General features: G+C 43.4%; 15 protein-coding genes, 1 tRNA gene and 1 riboswitch. Of the genes, 5 read left to right on the top strand and 11 right to left on the bottom strand.

The genetic code is table 11. The annotated features are described in order from the left end of the window. Positions 1 to 316: 316 nt before the first annotated feature. From KHN78_RS09935 to KHN78_RS09895, 9 genes are all read right to left on the bottom strand, one after another. Positions 317 to 3364, bottom strand: a complete 3048-nt coding sequence (locus KHN78_RS09935; RefSeq protein ID WP_211915933.1) for a carbohydrate-binding protein — start codon at positions 3362 to 3364, stop codon at positions 317 to 319. A gap of 421 nt (positions 3365 to 3785) precedes the next feature. After that, positions 3786 to 3870, bottom strand: a riboswitch (cyclic di-GMP riboswitch). Positions 3871 to 3999: 129 nt separating this feature from the next. After that, a protein-coding gene (locus KHN78_RS09930; protein WP_211915932.1) for an IS3 family transposase occupies positions 4000 to 5150 on the bottom strand; the annotation gives its coding sequence in 2 pieces (ribosomal slippage) (positions 4000 to 4913 and positions 4913 to 5150; 1152 coding nt in all). Positions 5151 to 5667: 517 nt separating this feature from the next. Further along, positions 5668 to 6096 (bottom strand): DUF2787 domain-containing protein, encoded by a 429-nt coding sequence (locus KHN78_RS09925; RefSeq protein WP_211915931.1) that lies wholly within the window; start codon positions 6094 to 6096, stop codon positions 5668 to 5670. 100 nt (positions 6097 to 6196) lie between these two features. Next, a complete protein-coding gene (locus tag KHN78_RS09920) occupies positions 6197 to 6697 on the bottom strand; it encodes a hypothetical protein (protein ID WP_211915930.1) in 501 nt (166 codons plus the stop codon). Between the two features lie 44 nt (positions 6698 to 6741). Continuing rightward, the gene (locus tag KHN78_RS09915) at positions 6742 to 7125 is read right to left on the bottom strand and encodes a hypothetical protein (RefSeq protein WP_211915929.1); all 384 of its coding nucleotides are present in this window, start codon (positions 7123 to 7125) and stop codon (positions 6742 to 6744) included. Between the two features lie 92 nt (positions 7126 to 7217). Further along, positions 7218 to 8366, bottom strand: coding sequence for a tyrosine-type recombinase/integrase (locus KHN78_RS09910; RefSeq protein ID WP_211915928.1), 1149 nt, complete (start codon positions 8364 to 8366; stop codon positions 7218 to 7220). A gap of 113 nt (positions 8367 to 8479) precedes the next feature. Then, positions 8480 to 9133 carry a hypothetical protein gene (locus KHN78_RS09905; RefSeq protein WP_211915927.1) on the bottom strand — a complete coding sequence of 218 codons (654 nt, stop codon included), beginning with the start codon at positions 9131 to 9133 and terminating at the stop codon, positions 8480 to 8482. Beyond that, entirely contained in the window at positions 9123 to 10001 is an 879-nt protein-coding gene (locus tag KHN78_RS09900; protein ID WP_211915926.1) for an HAD family hydrolase, read from the bottom strand. Before KHN78_RS09900 ends, KHN78_RS09905 begins: the two co-directional genes overlap by 11 nt. A 563-nt stretch (positions 10002 to 10564) precedes the next feature. Next, positions 10565 to 10649 (bottom strand) — tRNA-Leu (locus KHN78_RS09895). A gap of 280 nt (positions 10650 to 10929) precedes the next feature. Here KHN78_RS09895 and KHN78_RS09890 point away from each other — a divergent pair. Continuing rightward, a complete protein-coding gene (locus KHN78_RS09890) occupies positions 10930 to 11409 on the top strand; it encodes an RDD family protein (RefSeq protein WP_128810108.1) in 480 nt (159 codons plus the stop codon). Between the two features lie 73 nt (positions 11410 to 11482). Here the strand turns inward: KHN78_RS09890 and lptG are convergent, their stop codons facing one another. Both lptG and lptF read right to left on the bottom strand, forming a co-directional pair. After that, complete coding sequence (gene lptG / locus KHN78_RS09885) at positions 11483 to 12553, bottom strand: LPS export ABC transporter permease LptG (protein WP_211915925.1); 1071 nt, start codon at positions 12551 to 12553, stop codon at positions 11483 to 11485. Between the two features lie 3 nt (positions 12554 to 12556). Beyond that, positions 12557 to 13657 (bottom strand): LPS export ABC transporter permease LptF, encoded by a 1101-nt coding sequence (gene lptF, locus KHN78_RS09880; protein ID WP_211915924.1) that lies wholly within the window; start codon positions 13655 to 13657, stop codon positions 12557 to 12559. Between the two features lie 199 nt (positions 13658 to 13856). Here lptF and pepA point away from each other — a divergent pair, with 199 nt between their 5' ends. From pepA to KHN78_RS09860, 4 genes are all read left to right on the top strand, one after another. Continuing rightward, a complete protein-coding gene (gene pepA / locus KHN78_RS09875) occupies positions 13857 to 15365 on the top strand; it encodes a leucyl aminopeptidase (RefSeq protein ID WP_211915923.1) in 1509 nt (502 codons plus the stop codon). A gap of 115 nt (positions 15366 to 15480) precedes the next feature. Next, a complete protein-coding gene (locus KHN78_RS09870) occupies positions 15481 to 15930 on the top strand; it encodes a DNA polymerase III subunit chi (RefSeq protein ID WP_211916534.1) in 450 nt (149 codons plus the stop codon). A 96-nt stretch (positions 15931 to 16026) separates the two neighbouring features. After that, positions 16027 to 18882: a valine--tRNA ligase gene (locus KHN78_RS09865; RefSeq protein WP_211915922.1), complete on the top strand. Its 2856-nt coding sequence runs from the start codon at positions 16027 to 16029 to the stop codon at positions 18880 to 18882. Between the two features lie 228 nt (positions 18883 to 19110). Beyond that, complete coding sequence (locus KHN78_RS09860) at positions 19111 to 19512, top strand: DUF2061 domain-containing protein (RefSeq protein ID WP_128810104.1); 402 nt, start codon at positions 19111 to 19113, stop codon at positions 19510 to 19512. Positions 19513 to 19531 lie beyond the last annotated feature (19 nt).

The raw sequence follows: 19531 nt of genomic DNA, 5'->3' as shown, positions 1-19531 counted from the left end.
CTTCAGACACAGAATCACTTGGTAATCACAAATCGAAAAGCTAATATAACAATAACTTACAGCCTTAATTCTATACATCAAGGAAAGGGCGTACACACTATTGTCATTAATAGCTTTTTATCCGAAGACACTGACGATATCTCAGATTGGTTAAAGATTGTAGACCAACGATACTATCAGCTTTCTGTTCATCGCAATCATATTTTTTCATTTACTTCTTTCGGATTTGGCCTACTCAAGCAATTCCATGTTCGGCGCACGAAAAACGCCTGACAGAATATACTGACAGGCGTTAATTTCTGATGTTAGGCGAGGGTTATTGACAGCTTGCTGCGCCGATATCCATCCACACGCTCGCAACTCCAGGCTCTTCACCCTTTGTCCACCACTTGGCTTGCCACTGACGGCCATTGTGCGTAGTGATGTCATTGCCGTTGTACACTACGCCTTTGCTCCAGCCCAGTTGTACATCGCTAATCAATTGCCACTGGTCAGCAGTGCGTGATGGTTTATTGCCTTGGGTCCAGTACTTGGCTTTCCAGACTAAGTTATCTTGGCTGACAATATCGCCACCGGTATATACCGTTGCTGATTGCCACTGTGGGTACTTGCCAGCTTCTGGGTCGGTTGTGCCGCAGCTACTATCAGTGCTTTCCACCGTGATAATGCGTGGCAATTCTGTCACATTTGCTTCGCTATCTTGAGCACGGTAAAGCAACTCGTAATGACCAGCAACATCAGTATTAACTATGCCACTAACCCTAATAGAAGCGCTAACATCACCGTCTAGATCATCTGTTGCACTCACGCCATCGAGAGGATCAAATACTGAACCTTGCTCAATAGTTATATTACTAATTCCATGCAACGTGGGCGCTAAAGATGGTGTGCTTGATAAATACACCACTGAGGTAGAAACCGCCTTGCCATCGGTTACAGTGAGAGTCACAGGCTGGTTTTTCATCGCTTGCTTGGGTGTCGCAATAACCACCTTGCCACTGTTTTCACCCGACTTAATGCTAAAGCCTTCGGGTAACTGCCATTGATAGCTCAACGAAATGTTATTTTCGGACTTCACCATGGCATCCAGTTCAACATCCTGACCTGGGAAATAGCTCGCTTTATCAATTAATGAGAGTTCTGGGCCTTTCATATAACTAGGGGAAGTCAAAATCTCAACTGAGTTTACGATATCCAGGAAGTGGCTAGCATTCGTCACACCAGCATCACGAGTATAGTAACGGCCTGTGAAGTTTGTGCCCTCATAAAAACGAACTCGGTAATTAGCTGGAATATTATAAGACGACAGCTTGTTGCCAAAATCAAACGAATTTAGATCCGCAACATTTGCAGATAGTTGCACCATTTCACCACTTTGATCGAGCTCAGAATAGAGCTTAACTGCAGAGTATGGCGACATTTCCGGCACAGAGATGTCGATGTTCATCAGTACATGCGTCTTCGTCCCATCAACATACCTTTGCATGATTTTTAACGGCAAAATACCTGAATAATCGCCAACCTCGAGGTGCCTGTTTTTATCTGGATGGAACTCAAAATTAAAGATCGCATTTTTGTCATTACAGGTAGCTTGCGAGTTTAATGACATTACTTGCCCACAACTCCAACGATATGCAGTGATATACGCAACCTCTTGGGTTTCTGTGTTGCTGTTTTCAATCACCACAGGCAGTTCTAGCTTGTGAGTTTCATGCCAAGTTGGCGCGATAGGCCCTTGCTCTGGATAGAATACCAGCATGCCATCATAGGGATGACTACCCTCTTTTTCAAACTTAGTGACTTTAGTAAAGTCATTGATTGTAAAGATTTCAATATCAGCATTTACCACCTCTGGATCAAACGGTGGCACCATGGCGTCGAACCAGTTAGTCGTGTGCCTGATGACGTTGTGCTGGATCAACTCGCCTTGCGCATTATACATATCAAGAGGTACCCAAGCGCGCGACAATAGTGAGGCCGTTTTATAAGACTCATATTTTAATGTCACGTCGGTTGCGTCATTGATATTGTGGTTAATAGGGTAAGCTTTACCTTTAGACTCTAACCACATTTTTATCGGTAGATTAAGCTCTGCTGCGCTGTGCTCTTCGTTTGTGTGCTCATCAAGATATTGTGGATACACCAACGAATACTCATCACGATGGTGCATAGTAATTTTAGGGTTATTGAAATAAACCGGCTCACTGCTGCTTATTACTATACCATCGTTAGAGAACGGTGAGACAGCAACATTATTAAGCTTAACCGGTTTGGTACTCGCCGGTACTGCAATATTCTCGGCATAATCCTCAAGCCAAGGGTTTTGTTGGTGTATCAAGGAGGCTTGCCAACCAACATTTCTTGTTGGTGCAGCAGCAGCGTGAAGACCAATTAGCTCGCCAGTGGTTTGTAAGATAACTGGTGAGCCAGAGCTGCCTGCTTCAGTATCACAGTTATATAGCATGGTCGAGTTGTCTTGACCAAGGATAGAGCATGGATTCCCATCATCATGTTCACTGGCAACAATAGTTTTATGGTAGCCTTGCGGTATCATTAATGGTGAACCATCTGGTACTTTCTTATTTGCCAGCTTTAAGCCACCGAACAAACGCTTTATTTCTGAGTTAATCAAATCAAATTCGTTGACTTTGAAAAAGCTATAATCAGCACCGTGTTGGCCACTAATCGTTACTTCAGTCACTGGCAAGCGAATAATATCTTCTATTTGATTATCACCTTCACAAGAGCTATGACGATAATTAAACAAGGCAACAGTATCGTTAATTGGCCTAGGCTCTCCAATTACATGGTAGTTCGTGAGAAATAAGTTACCCGCACCAATCGAAGATGCAGATCCTAGATTATTATTATTTAAAGCAATTGCGCTACGACCCCAACCATAAAACTCAGCCCCTTGATAACAAGCAAGACGTTTGCGGCCATCAACACCAACGGCATTACGCTCCGTAGCACCCTCTGCCTCCTGAGAATATAAGATTTTGTCAATAACCAAACGAGCATCTTTAGCCAGTTGCACGCCATTTGGCAGAGTTAACGAGACAATAAAACCACCTTGCTCAGGCAGGTAGAGTTGGTGCTCGCCATTGGTTAGTCGGAAGTTATGGTGTAGTACGTCACCCGCTTCGGTGCGAATGGTAATACCCGTTCCTGTCGGTAGGTTGTGTGCTTCTAGCTGTAGATGTCTAAAGCTGTTGTTGCCTTTATCGCTAAAATAAAAGTTTTTGTTATAGACGCCTTTTGCGCCAGCTAGTAGATCCATTGCAATGTTATTAGCATCCAGATCATTCGCCACTGCACTTGCTGACAGCAAAGATAGCAGTAATGTGTTCTTTATAAACTTCATACTTAATAATTTTCTAATGTATGACTTATTGATGTTGAGCAATAAGCGATGTGTTTTTTTTTGTTATTCGCCAACAATACTTAGTCACTCTCATGCAACCTCATTGGTTGAAAAGTATTTGCTGAATGAGCCACATTGCATTTGAGTAGGTTCCAGTTAACTGAAACGTCTTACAACATTTTTCATTTAACAATTTTGCTATAAGCATTGTTGTCATTGATGGCTGTTTGGGGGAGTTCAACAATGGCGTCATGCGCTTCACCTCTATCAGAATGGGAGGAGAGCTGATAATAATGATGCGAGTAACGCTAGTGCAGAATATTGAGTTTACATGTTGTAATTCCTTATTGATGGTTTCAATAAGGCAAACAAAGCACGTGCATAGGCTACCGAGTGTGAGTTAGGAGCTCATTCGGTAATTCATGGCGTCCCCGCTATCTTAGGATTCATCCCTTAGACCGGAAGCTTTGCGTCCCAGTATTTCTACTGGTTTGCCTTTATCATCTATCGCCAACAGGGGTGATGGCTTGCGGGGTAGCATAAAGATAAAAATTTTAAACGCAACAAGCTGTTGATAAGAAAGATTTATACTTTCGAAAACAGTACTCATTTGACGTCTTTGAATAGCCACCAAATCAGTAGACACTCTTTAACTTGATTTCATATTGCTTTTCATACTCTACTGGCGACAACTGATTATTGGAACCATGTCGGCGTTTAATGTTGTAGAACATCTCAATATATTCGAAGATGTCCATACGAGCTTCCTCTCTAGTGGTGTAGCACTTCCGCTTAATTCTTTCTCTTTTGAGTAACTGGAAAAAACTCTCGGCAACCGCATTGTCGTGACAATTACCACGGCGACTCATACTTGATTCAAGACCATGCTGTTTCAAAAAACAGTCCCAATCGTGACTGGTATACTGGCTACCTTGATCTGAGAGGACGAGCACTTTTCCTATAGGCGAACGGCGCCAAACCGCCATCAGCAAAGCATCGAGGACAAGTTCTTTAGTTATTCTACTTTTCATTGACCAACCAATTACTCGCCGAGAGAATAGATCTACAACTACTGCCAAATACAGCCAACCTTCGTGCGTTTTGATATAGGTAATGTCAGTTACCCACGATTGATTGGGCGCGATCGGGTTGAACTCTCTTGAGAGTTTGTTAGGAACAATGATGTTTTCGGCACCACCCTTGGGGCGTGGCTTTCGATAGCCTCTTTGCGACTGAATACCTTCTCGCTTCATTAGTCTATGAACTTGGTTAATTCCACAGATTTCCCCTTCATCTCGCAGGTCACTGTAGATTTTTCGATAACCATACACACAGCCTGACTCCAGCCAAAATTGCTTTATAAGTCCGAGAAGGTATTTTCGCCGCTTTTCTTGTCTACTATCTGGATTTTTTAGCCAAGAATAATAACCACTTGGGTGAATTCCAAAGACTTTACACATGCGCCGAACAGACCAGATGGTCTGATTCGCTTTTATAAAGGCATACCTCAGTCGGACTGGCTTGCGAAGTACACCGCGGCTTTTTTTAGTATGTCTCGCTCTTCTGTTACCCGCTGCAATTCCTTTTTAAGTCGACGAATTTCAGCACTTTCATCAGATTGAGCTTGGTATAGTGAAGAGTTGGGACCGTAACGTTTAACCCACGCATACAAACTATGGCTCGTTGTTCCTAGTCGCGCAGCAACATCAGCCACGCTATAACCTTTTTCAGTCACTTGTTTGACTGCTTCAATTTTAAATTCTTCTGGATATCTCTTGCTGCTCATAAGCACCTCTCTATTAGTCATTTTGTCTAACTAAAAGGTGTCTATCAAGTCGGTGGCTATTCACACCAACCTTTTTGTTTCATTTTTATAACAAAGCACTAACGTGCTCTTGGCGCGAGATAGAAACAAATGAATATGGACAAACTCAGGGTAAATCGCATTTATGACCCACTATCCATACTCGCCCTAAAGGAAACACCGCACTCACTCCCATTGCTTGTTGAAGCAATGGGAGTCACTAATGTCAAAAGCTCGGTACAAACCAACCAGACTGGTTAGAATTAAAATCCACTCCTTGGTTTAAAAATCCATTTCTCAAGCTCCATTGAACTGTTCCCCTCTGAATCCCGACTGCAACGTTTAAGTAAAACGTTGTAGAACGTTACCCAAACGAAAAAGGCTTCCCATCACACCATGACGAACATGGGACAATGGGAAGCCTTGATTTCACTAGGAAGTGACTGGCAAATTTTATGGTGCATACATGGTGTTTTCAACTTAATTGGTTAGTGATGGACTAATCCACCGTGACTTGTATCTCATCGAATACTTCCATATGTAGGTACGTCATAAAGTTCAGTTCCCACATCTGGTAGAAGTCTATAACGTTCGTGTCACTAATAGGTTGAGGTGGCATATAAAGAAATGCCGCTTCTCCATTGGCAAAATCAAAATCAACTTCTTTAGCCAGTTCAGGATATGGATAGCCTACGTAACTAAAGTCCGTAATATAACTAAAGTGCCACAGACCACTCTCTTGCTCGATACGAATTTCAACCGGATGCCAGCCCCCCTCAGCGCTGAAACTGGTATCGCGGAAATTGTATGTTAGAGCTCTGGTTGATGCCGTTGGTAGGTCATGTTGATTGGCGATTTGTTCAAGCTTGCTTCTCAAGTCTTTGCTTACTGGTAGCAGTGATCGCTCAACGTCAAAAGTTAAGTTCATAATAAATTCTCTTTTAAATTGTTAGGGAAGCACTCTTGGTTAGTGCTAGGTATGAAAAGCCAGAGTTGGCTTGATTGGTAAGAATTGATGACTTTCAGGGTTATTCAGGCTTAGTTTCGCCCCCCACTAGCGACAGCAATTCATCACGACGTTGCTCAAAATCTGGTGCGAGTTGGTGAAGAAACACTGACTTTTCCGTCGGGATAATAAGACCAAGCCCCCTACAACAAGCCATGAGAAAACCGCTATTGTTGGCCGAGCCAGATTTGAATAGAGATTTCACCACAGTACTCTTAAATGGCTTGGTATCCTGAGCACAAAGAACATTCATCAAATCAGCTAAGCGTATATTTTCACGGCTGAACAAACCACCTCCTTCGTTTCCTGTCATACGGATATAAAGCTCATTTTCCTCGTCATGTAATACGATTTCATAGAACACATGGTTTGTTGTTTTCGGGCTTAGCTTTTTCGCTTTACCATCGAGTACGATATTAGTGAAATGATCGACTGGCTTATCGTCAGTAACCGTGACTTGTTCATTACCCTCTACGATTTCAGCTTGAACCGTTTCTTGTTGTTGATTTGATTTACGTGCCATACGACACCTCCTTTAAGTTGGAATAGTTCAGGTTTGATTTGGATTTAAGATTCAGCTTGGTCAGCGAGCTTGACGACAGGGAATGTTGGACTGTTCATTGGAGCGCAACAGTAGACTCCACCACCCTCCATAGTCACTATGGCGACCGCCAGCAACCAAGGGCAATCATCATCGTTTAACAGCAGAACCCACTCAGGGTAGTTAGAAACAAAGCGCAGGAAATGCTGATCTTCTTCGGCTTGTTCACTCAACGTTTCGTCGGTATCGGACTCCTCAATCAAGTACAAGGTTGTACTGACTTCATCCCAGAACGCTTTAGTGCTTTCTTCATCACCGAATGGCTCTATCAAATGTTCGAGGAGTTTTGCTTTAACACCATCGGGTATTGGTAGTGATACTACTTCCTCAAACTTATTTACTTTCTTCATAATTAATTTCCCTCTAATAATGAAAAAGCCCTCGTGCAGCGAATAGCTGCACGAGGGCTTTTTCTAATGATTTGATCTAAATATTGCTTGATTTATCCAAGTGACAAACCACCACTCACCATGTCCGATAGATGCGAACCAATTTCACGCCTACGTCCTACGGTAAGCTTGGAGTAGCGCCTTGTTGATGACAGATCTGCATGATTTAACTGCTTGGCTATATCGTGTAACGGAACCCCACGACTCGCCAGTAAGCTACCTACCGTATGCCTAGCAGGACTGATAGGTTTCCCCTTACGACGTCCAGCAAAGATATAAGGGTTATTCGACACCTTGGGTATAGACCGTAAAATCTCGACCATGTAATCACTCAGATAGATAACATGACTACTACCGTTTTTCGTATGTTGGATAGTAAGAGTTTGCTCGCCCCAATTGATGTCATTCCATAAACGAAATCTCAGCTCCTTATCGCGTAGTCCAGTTAGAAATAGCAGAGCAAGAAATGCCCCTGTGTGCCTATCTGGATACTCCAAGGCATGGCGAATAAAATCCTTTAATTGAACTTCCGACAAATAACCCGTGCGCACATTATCTTCTTTCATCAAGCTCACCTTATCCGCTACTAAAGGCGCATCCATCAACTTGTAAGCTTGGCGATTAATCGTTTTCAGTAATGCCAGCACTCGATTAATTGAAGCAGTAGCATAAGGCTTGCCTGTAGTCTTGCTAATAGCACCCTGCATTTCCATTTGGATCTTAACAATATGCGCAGCAGTGAGCTGATTGATTGGAACATGATGTATCGACTTAGCATGGCGAAACCTTGCGACCTCATCTTTCCAAGATCGTTTCTGCTTGGCTAATGGCAGATAGACCTCATTAAAGAATCGCTCTAGGGTCATAGAAGAATCGACTTTTTCAGTATCACGCTCGATCTTCGGATCAATACCCTCAAGGATTTGCTGGCGATATTCTTTAGCTTTTTTACGCAGCGTAATTAAGTCAGTGTCATTATGTCGCCCTAGACCGATGCTGGATTTTTTACCAGTCACAGGGCTAGTAAACCTAAAAATGAACCTAATTGAACCCTGTCTCTTGCCAACTAAACACCGCACTCCAACAGGCAAACCAGAGTCTTTCATAGCAGACAAGTTAACTTCGTAATCGGTGGATTTAGCGTTGGCAGGATTGGGCTTGAGATTGTTTAGAAATGCTGTGGTGAGTCGTGAACTTGTCACATTTAACCTCCTGTATTATCAGTGTATACAAGAGGTTAATATATGTTTGGATTGCTGTTTATTTCGGTAATATAGACAAGTGCACTGAACACTATATATCTAAAACCAGTTATCTATTTAGTGGAGGGTAGTTTATCGGTTTTACTCTTATCTTGTTCCGAATGAGAGTCGCCTAAAGCAATAACACTCAGTGCAACTGGTTCTACTTGAGTGCTCAATTCCATTCCCACCCCCGAATTTTGTAGTGCTTTCTCATTTTCAACCTTATCACTAATCATAAGAAGTAAGACTGCTATGCTCAGTAGAACACCACCAATTCCAAGATAAAAAATCTTAGCTTTTGTCGTACTCCTAACATTTTTAATACCTAAAATACTAACAGCACTTTCTGCGCCAATTTTTTGGGTCAAATTTATATTAGGCAAATCCAGCTTCAACTGCTCTTCTATCTCGATACCTTTGAGAACGGCACCTTTTAGTAAAGGGTGATACCAGTAAACATCCACTAAAAACACAAGCATCCAAACAACAAGAGCACCTAATGCGAGAAATGCTGCTACTGGTACTTCATATCCTAAAATTTCTGCCTCGTATTGAGATTTTAAACTAACACCAATCGCACTAATAAATGCTGAAATAATAAGTAAACCAAAGTTACGAACTTTCATTTCAAGATCATTAAAATGTTGCTGAACGTCGACAATCTTCTTCCACACATCAACGTTTAGCTTTAGTCGCTCTAAATCTACGTTATCGTTATTGCTCATGTTTTTTTCCATCAAACGCACAAAAATCAAACAAGTCTAATAATTCAGAAAAGCTATCAACAGAATACGTTGGTGGCATTGAATGATAATTTTCTTTGATCATTTTCTCTCTTTCTACATCAGCATCGGTCCAATGGGTTACTGAGCGCAACAAATCATACCCTTCCACATTTTGCTCAAAATGGCTTGTGCCATATCTAGCAAACACATCTGTAACACCCGCTTGTTGAGCCATGTCTATATCTTTCATCTCACTGTCACCAATATAAACACAGTCCTCCACATTTGCTCCAACCTCGCTGATTATATCCAAAAGCAATTTAGGATTAGGCTTTGTTTCACCTTCTGGAGTATGCCTAGGTTTAGTTAATTGAAAGTTAAACTTTGTCCCTGAGCCAAGTTCATCAGGTAACTCATGATCAGGTGGAGAGAAAAGATAATCAATATAACTATCTAAGCCAAACGTCTTTAGTCTATATGATGTGTAATAAGACTTTGACTCCGTGTACGCCACGATCAACACCCCTTTTTCTTTTAAAGACTTAAGTGTCGACTCAACTGTTGGATATAACTGGAAGTGTTTTTTTCTTGCAGATCTAAAAGCATGAATTGCTTCATCAAGAGCCATATTAACTCCTTCTTCCGAGCCGTATAATGACAATAGTGATGGTAAACTTTGAAGGATAAATGCGTATTCTGCGGTGCCATGCTCTTGATGAACCTTTTTCATTTCAGGCAAGATCACATCACTATTCAATCCTGTAATCTCATATACCTTTTCAAGCATCGCCGCATTGCTTGCATGCCAAATGCTGAACCAATCAAAAAGCGTATTGTCTAGGTCAGTAATGAGAACATTTTTATTCATCTAGCAACTCTGTATTCATTTTAGGGGGAATCTAACAACAGGTTATCATCTGGCAGCACTCAGTCAAAGAGAAGCTATCACCATTCACGGTGCTGTGCCCACTTTGGCGCTCGTTTCACTGCAATAAAACTTACAAAGCACAACACCAAACGACGTTGTTAATGTATATCCCCTACCGCCTTGATACACACTAACCAACAAGCCCCAATGATAAAAGGCTTTAACCGAAGTTCATCAAAACGATCTTTTACCCAAACCAAACTTCATACCTAAATTCATGTCACCGTAAATTCACCATGGTTCTTACACCCCACAGCCCTTGGTGATACTGGCTTGCGAGATTGCAGCTTTTAGCAATTGTTGGATTTACTAGGATTCCCTTGCGCACAGAATCGTCATGCGATGAACCATAGATAGACCATGGGAGAAAATTAAAGGCTGATAAAGATTGTCTATTGAGAGAGATTTTCTGCTGATAACAGGAAAGAAAAGCTGAGGTAAGCTTTGATTAGCCTAGAAACAACAAAGCCCCGACTTTCGTCGAGGCTTTGTCATATAGAATATGGTACCGGTAGGCGGACTTGAACCGCCACGCCCGAAGGCAACGGATTTTGAATCCGTCGTGTATACCAATTTCACCATACCGGCATCTTTGGGCTATTGCCCTTTGATGATTGGCATTATACGTAAGCTTTTATGCTTCGCAAGCAGAAAAATCTTTGATAACGACCGTTTGCTGATAATTTAGCCACAAAGTGTGATAAAGAATCTATTCTGATGGGTGATTCCCCTCTACTGCTATCTCTAAACTTTCTCGAATAACATAATCAATCTGATCGTAAACTGTGACTCTGTGCGTTAGGTCTCTTTTCACAAGCAAGCGGAATCTATATTCTGACGCACAATTTTAAAGGTAAGTGATAGAACTATGACTACTTCAACGACTCTTCCACCCGCCGGTTTTTTTCGTCGAATCGCGGCTTTGATTTATGACACTCTTATCATCCTCGCGATCGAGATGATGGCTGCGGGAGTCGTCATGGCAATTGTTTTTGCTTTGAATGCTGCAGGGTTATTAAGCTATGGCGAATATGTGGATGCTGCTGATATGCTAGGAAAACATCCGGTGCTAAGCCCACTGTTCACATTATATCTTGCAGCGGTATGGATTTACTTCTTTGTATTTTTCTGGACAAGAGCAGGACAAACCCTAGGGATGCGAGCTTGGAAGATGCAGATCCGTAACAGCAAAGATGGTGGACCTATTACCATCACTCAAGCGTTAATTCGCTTGGCAACCTCTGGTTTTGGATTGGCAAACCTAACGGTTCCAATTGATCCGCAAAAACGAGGCTTCCATGACATCTGGGCAAAAACCGAAGTTGTGGTCTTGCCAAAAGCGAGATAGCAGAGCGGTAAAAGCAAACAAAAAAGGAAAGCACTGTGCTTTCCTTTTTTATACGGTTAATTTTTTTGAATAACTATAGCTTTCTTCTTAGTAAAGAAACGGCAATGGCTAAGAACACCAAACTTGGCGCTAAGGCACCAAATACTGGCGGAATGCCATAAACTAACGTGAGCGGACCAAAAAATTCACTGGATATGTAGAACGTAAAGCCAGCAACCACGCCTGAAAGCACTCGTGCCCCCATCGTCACACTGCGCAATGGGCCAAACACAAATGACAGTGCCATTAACATCATCACTGCGATAGATAAAGGCTGGGTCAACTTACGCCAAAACGCCAGTTCATAGCGCGAAGCATCTTGCTCTGAAGCTTTTAAATAAGTAACGTAATCATACAGTCCACTCAAAGAAAGCTCTTCTGGTTTAACCGTTACTACCGCTAGCTTGTCTGGCGCTAAAGAGGTATGCCATTCCATCTGTTCTAAATCACGCTTGGTAATGACATTTTCATTTTCCATATCCGTGATTTGTACGTAGCGCATCAACCAATTGTTATCTTGTTGGTAATCCACCTCTTCCGCAAAGATCACTTTTTCGAGGTTCTTATTTTCATCAAAACGCCACATGTTTAAACCGTAGAGTTTGTCATCCTCAACTTTTCCAATGAAAATGAAGTCGTTAGCATCACGCGCCCATACCCCAGCTCGGACCGAAGCAATGCTACCGCCAGACAGGGCAAATGCTCGTAAGTCACGCGCCATCTTTTGTGCCTCTGGGGCCCCCCACTGACCAAGCGTCATTACGATGAGCATGAGAGGCACTGCCGTTTTCAATACCGAAAGACCAATGTCCAACTTTGAAAAACCAGCGGCTTGCATCACAACAAGTTCAGAGCTTGAGGCCAACATACCAAGGCCAATCAATGCCCCCAGTAGTGCCGCCATTGGGAAAAACATTTCAACGTCGCGAGGGATGCTCAGCAATACAAAATAAAGAGCATGCATCAAATCGTAAGCACCACGCCCAACCTTACGCAATTGCTCTACGTATTTAATGATGCCCGATAAGCCAACAAAGGTCGCCAAAACCAAGGCTGTGGTAGACATAATGGTTCTACCGATATATAGGTCTAAGATTTTGAACACAGCTTACGCGAGCCTCTTCTTACGGAATTTGTCTTTCATACGTCGAGCAGGAACACTGTCCATCATGTTTGCCAAAATAGCGACAATGAGCAACATAGCATTGATCGGCCACATACCAATTGCAGCAGGGATCGCTCCATCTTCCAGTGCCGATTTCGTCGCACTGATTGCTAGGAAATAGGCTAAGTAAATCAAAATCGCTGGCCCCATCTTAGCGAAGCGTCCCTGACGCGGATTCACTGCAGAAAGTGGAATGACGAGCATCGTCAACAATGGAATACAGACAAATAAAGAAATACGCCATTGCAGTTCGGCCTGAGCTTCCGGATCAGGATGTCCGATTAAATCCACCGTTGGGTAAGCTTCCCAATCACGACCTTTTTCCTTCACCTCTCGTTGACCAATCACACCTTCGTATTGATCAAACTTAGTCACCATATATTCAACGCGAGTAGGCACACCTTCATAACGCGTCCCATCATGCATGGTGATGATCTGACGTCCATCGGATAGTTCTTTTACTTCACCAGAAGAAGAAAACATCACACTAGGCAAGATAGAGTCACGTGGACGCATCTGCGCAACAAACACATTACTGAGCGTGCTATTTTTTATGTCATCAATAAAGACAACCGAAGATCCATCTGGCGTACCTTGGAATTGCCCTTTCTTCAAAAGATCAACGCTGTTTTCCGCTGCCACCTGTTCATACAGTTGTTCAACGCGATCTTGAGACCAAGGCGATAACCATAAAGCATTGAAAGCCGCAACAGCAGAGGTAATCAATGCTAAATACAACGCCGCCTGTACCAAGAACTTATTCCCGATACCTGTCGCGTTCATAACCACGATCTCGCTCTCTGCATACAGACGCCCGAAGGTAATCAATATGCCGATGTACAAACTTAATGGCAGCATCAAAAGCCCCATCGCAGGCATATTTAGACCTACAACAGAGAAAATCAAACCGGCTGGAATATCCCCATCAGAAGCATCAGCAAGTACGCTGATGAACTTCTGGCTCACAAACACCAAAAAAAGCACGAAGAAAATCGCAAATTGGCTCTTGAGTGTTTCGCGGATCAAATATCTAACAATAATCACGCTGAAATTACCTATACAAAACTTGTTTTTTTGGTCGAATCACTATAGTTTCCCGTTGAACCATTTATTTTTTTAAAAATTATAAACTAAATGTTAGCGCTTAAATCAGCTCAGCGGTAATGCTAGAGCTTAAATTCAACAAGTAAGCGTTCATTATCTAACATTTAGAGCAATTTGTCTTCAGGATGTAGGAGTACGCATGGAGTTCAGTGTTAAAAGTGGCAGTCCAGAGAAACAACGTAGCGCATGTATCGTTGTTGGTGTGTTTGAACCACGTCGCCTCTCTCCAGTAGCCGAACAACTTGATAAAATCAGTGACGGTTACATCAGTTCACTACTTCGCCGTGGTGATCTAGAGGGTAAACCTGGTCAGATGCTACTACTGCATCAAGTACCAGGTGTATTGTCAGAGCGCGTTCTACTCGTAGGTTGCGGTAAAGAACGTGAACTAGGCGAGCGCCAGTACAAGGAAATCATTCAAAAGACGATCAGCACACTTAACGAAACAGGCTCAATGGAAGCCGTATGTTTCTTAACAGAGCTGCACGTTAAAGGCCGCGATACTTATTGGAAAGTTCGTCAGGCGGTTGAAGCAACAAAAGATGGTCTATACACGTTCAACCAATTCAAGAGCGTGAAACCAGAAACTCGTCGCCCACTGCGTAAACTTGTGTTCAACGTACCAACGCGTCGTGAGCTAAACCTGGGCGAGAAAGCTATTTCTCATGGTCTAGCGATTGCGTCTGGTGTAAAAGCATCGAAAGATCTAGGCAACATGCCGCCTAACGTAGCAAATCCAGCTTACCTAGCTTCTCAAGCTCGTCGTCTTGCCGATGACTACGAAACAGTTACGACCAAAATCATTGGTGAGCAAGAGATGGAAAAACTAGGCATGACCTCTTACCTAGCGGTAGGTCGTGGCTCCAAAAATGAATCTATGATGTCTGTCATCGAGTACAAAGGCAATCCAGATTCAGATGCAAAACCTATCGTACTAATTGGTAAAGGCCTGACTTTCGATTCGGGCGGTATCTCACTAAAACCTGGTGAGGGTATGGATGAGATGAAGTACGACATGTGTGGTGCGGCATCTGTATTCGGTACCATGAAAGCGTTGGCAAAACTGAATCTACCGTTAAACGTAGTTGGCGTACTTGCTGGTTGTGAAAACATGCCAGGCCGCAACGCTTACCGTCCAGGTGATATCTTAACAACCATGTCTGGCCAAACCGTTGAAGTTCTGAACACAGACGCTGAGGGTCGCTTGGTATTGTGTGATGCACTGACTTACGTAGAGCGTTTCGAACCAGATTGTGTGGTTGACGTTGCAACGTTGACGGGAGCTTGTGTTATCGCACTTGGTCACCACATCAGTGGCGTACTTTCAAACCACAACCCACTGTCTCACGAGTTAGTTAACGCATCAGAGCAAGCGAGTGACCGCGCATGGCGTTTACCAATGGCAGATGAGTACCATGAACAGTTGAAGAGCCCATTTGCTGATATGGCAAACATCGGTGGCCGTCCAGCAGGCACAATTACTGCGGGTTGCTTCTTGTCTAAGTTTACTAAGAAGTACAACTGGGCACACATTGATATTGCGGGTACTGCATGGAAATCAGGGGCAGCAAAAGGCTCGACAGGTCGTCCTGTCTCAATGCTTGTCCAATTCCTTTTGAACCGCAGCGGCCAAGAGACAGAAGAGTAATTTCTGAACAACATCAAAAAGGGCCGCAAGGCCCTTTTTTATTATCCCAATATTCTTGAGAATGAATGAGGGTTAAGATGGTCTTAGGATGAGACCTTAAGCAAACGAGAGAATGATGCACAACGCCACTTTCTACATCATTAAAGAAGAAAGCCCACAAGCAACCGTTTCGGGGTTTGAACAATACATCGTGTTTTTGACTCAGCACTTTGCTCGTCAAGGCGCTAAAGTATATTTGAACTGCCAAGATAAACGGCACGCGGAGCAACTTGCTGAGGCTTTCTGGCAAATTGATGCTGATAAGTACATGGCACATAATCTCGTAGGTGAAGGGCCCAAATACGCTACGAATATAGAAATTGGCCATGAGGGTGTTAAGCCATCTTGGAATCGTCAGTTGGTAATTAATTTGGCGGAAAATGAGACAACCTTTGCGAACAAGTTTGCTCAAGTGGTAGACTTCGTCCCTTGCGAAGAAAAAGCTAAACAGCTCGCAAGAGAAAGGTATAAAATTTATCGTCAAGCAGGATACCAACTGCAAACAATCGAAATTGATTATCCTTAACGGTCAATCCTTATAGTTAAGGTGATCTTACGAAGATCCCTCACTTATAAAGATTGACTTAGATTCAACCATCAACGTATCCATTAAAAGAGCGCTATGGAAAAGACATACAACCCAACTTCAATCGAACAAGCTCTGTATCAGACTTGGGAAGAGAAAGGCTACTTTAAGCCACACGGTGACACTACTAAAGAAGCTTACAGCATCATGATTCCGCCACCGAACGTCACTGGTAGCCTACACATGGGCCACGCGTTCCAAGATACGATCATGGATACGCTTATCCGTTGTGAGCGCATGAAGGGTAAAAATACTCTTTGGCAGGTAGGTACGGACCACGCAGGTATCGCAACACAGATGGTTGTTGAGCGTAAGATCGCTGCAGAAGAAGGCAAAACAAAACACGATTACGGTCGTGAAGCTTTCATCGACAAAATCTGGGAATGGAAAGGCGAATCAGGCGGCACTATCACTAAACAGCTTCGTCGTCTTGGCGCATCTGTAGACTGGGATCGTGAGCGTTTTACGATGGACGATGGTCTATCTAACGCCGTTCAAGAAGTGTTCGTACGTCTATACGAAGACGACCTAATCTACCGCGGTAAGCGTCTAGTTAACTGGGATCCAAAGCTACATACAGCTATCTCAGACCTAGAAGTAGAGAACAAAGACACCAAAGGCAACATGTGGCACTTCCGCTACCCACTAGCAGATGGCGTTAAAACAGCAGATGGCAAAGACTACATCGTTGTTGCAACGACTCGTCCTGAGACCATGCTAGGCGATACTGGTGTTGCGGTTAACCCAGAAGATCCACGTTACAAAGATCTTATCGGTAAAGACATTATTCTTCCTATCGTTGATCGTCGCATCCCAATCGTGGGCGATGAGCACGCAGATATGGAAAAAGGTACTGGCTGTGTGAAAATCACACCTGCGCACGACTTCAACGACTACGAAGTTGGTAAGCGCCACCAGCTACCAATGATCAACATTCTGACTTTCGACGCGAACATCCGTGACGCTTCTGAAGTATTCAACACGAACGGCGAAGCAAGCGACGCGTACAGCACAGAACTACCAGCTAAATACCACGGTATGGAGCGTTTTGCTGCTCGTAAAGCTATCGTTGCTGAATTCGATGAGCTAGGTCTACTTGAAGAAGTGAAAGATCACGATCTACAAGTTCCTTACGGCGACCGTGGTGGCGTGGTTATCGAACCAATGCTAACGGACCAATGGTACGTGCGTACTGCACCTCTAGCGAAAACGGCGGTTGAAGCAGTAGAAAACGGCGACATCCAATTCGTTCCTAAGCAATACGAAAACATGTACTTCTCTTGGATGCGTGACGTTCAAGACTGGTGTATCTCTCGTCAGCTATGGTGGGGTCACCGCATCCCTGCTTGGTACGATAACCAAGGCAATGTTTACGTAGGTCGTGACGAAGACGAAGTTCGTAAGAACAACAACCTAGAGTCAGTCATTGAACTTCACCAAGACGAAGACGTACTGGATACATGGTTCTCTTCTGCACTATGGACGTTCGGTACTCAAGGTTGGCCAGAGCAAACTGACGATCTGAAAGTATTCCACCCTTCAGACGTACTAGTAACTGGTTTCGACATCATCTTCTTCTGGGTTGCGCGCATGATCATGATGACCATGCACTTCGTGAAAGACGAAAACGGCAAACCACAAGTACCATTTAAGACGGTTTACGTTACTGGTCTAATCCGTGACGAAAACGGCGACAAGATGTCTAAGTCGAAAGGTAACGTACTTGACCCAATCGACATGATCGATGGTATCGACCTAGAGTCTCTAGTAGAGAAGCGTTGTGGCAACATGATGCAGCCTCAGCTAGCGAAGAAGATCGAGAAGAACACTCGTAAGACGTTTGAAAACGGTATCGAAGCATACGGTACAGACGCACTACGTTTCACTCTTGCAGCAATGGCATCAACAGGTCGCGATATCAACTGGGATATGAAGCGTCTTGAGGGTTACCGTAACTTCTGTAACAAACTATGGAACGCAAGCCGTTACGTAATGATGAACACAGAAGAGCAAGATTGTGGCTTCAACGGTGGTGAGATTGAATACTCACTAGCGGACAAGTGGATCGAGTCTCAGTTTGAACTAGCGGCGAAAGCGTTCAACAACCATATCGACAACTTCCGTCTAGATATGGCATCTAACACGCTTTACGAATTCATCTGGAACCAATTCTGTGACTGGTACCTAGAGCTAACTAAACCAGTTCTATGGAAAGGTACTGAAGCGCAACAACGTGGTACTCGTCGTACACTAATCACAGTTCTTGAGAAGACTCTACGTCTAGCTCACCCAGTGATTCCTTACATCACTGAAACTATCTGGCAAAGCATCAAGCCACTGGTTGAAGGTGTAGAAGGCGAGACAATTATGCTGCAAGCACTGCCTCAATTCGACGAAGCAAACTTCAACCAAGAAGCGCTAGACGATATTGAATGGGTGAAAGCGTTCATTACAAGCATCCGTAACCTACGTGCTGAATACGACATCAACCCAGGTAAACCGCTTGATGTAATGCTTAAAGCTGACGAAAAAGACGCAGCTCGCCTAGAAGCAAACAAACAAGTACTGATGTCTCTAGCAAAACTAGAATCAGTACGCGTACTTGCAGCAGGTGAAGAAACGCCAGCGTGTGCAACGGCATTGGTTGCTAAGTCTGAGCTGATGATCCCAATGGCAGGTCTGATCGACAAAGACGCAGAACTTGCTCGTCTAGATGGTGAAATCAAGAAGACTCACGGCGAAATCAAGCGTATCGAAGGCAAACTAGGTAACGAAGGCTTCGTAGCAAAAGCGCCTGAAGCCGTTGTTGCTAAAGAGCGTGAGAAGCTTGACGGCTACAAAGAGACGCTAGCTAAGCTAGAAGAGCAGAAGACAACGATCGCTGCACTTTAATCGCTAAAAACTAGAATAAAAGAATCAAAGGGTTGGTGTGAAAGCATCAACCCTTTTTTTGCATTTTATCGCTCGGACAGCTTTCAAAGATATTCATCCTTCTCTCCTACTCTTCCTCCCATTTAATAGTTTTTACCTATCAAACTAATCTTAACTGCCAATTGGATTTAATGATAATAATTCTCAATAATAGCTCTATCGAAACAACACAACGATTGAGTAATTATCATGAAAAAGACACTAACCTTTGCAGCACTCCATTTTACTATCGCGTTTAGTGTCGCTTACGTGCTTACTGGCGACATTCTCATTGGTAGTTTAATTGCCATGATTGAGCCTTCAGTGAACACCGTCGCTTTCTACTTTCATGAAAAGGCATGGGCAAAAGTCCCAGCGCTTAAAGCTCGTCAGTGGATGACCAAATTAAAAACCGCAAGCTTTGCCACTATCCACTTCAGTGTTGCCTTTACCGTGGTTTACTTGCTAACAGGTGATGCGTTTGTTGGTGGTGTTATGGCGATGCTCGAACCAAGCTTGAATACAGTGGCTTACTACTTCCACGAGAAAGTGTGGATGCGTCAATCAGATAGCCAAGCAGCACCACAGTTTTGTTTGCACCAACATGCTTAAACGAAATATATTGGGTCAC

The sequence above is a fragment of the Vibrio sp. B1REV9 genome, assembly GCF_905175395.2.
GTDB lineage: Bacteria > Pseudomonadota > Gammaproteobacteria > Enterobacterales > Vibrionaceae > Vibrio > Vibrio alfacsensis.
Note: the sequence above shows the minus strand (reverse complement) of the source record. Positions and strands in the feature narration are given on the sequence as shown.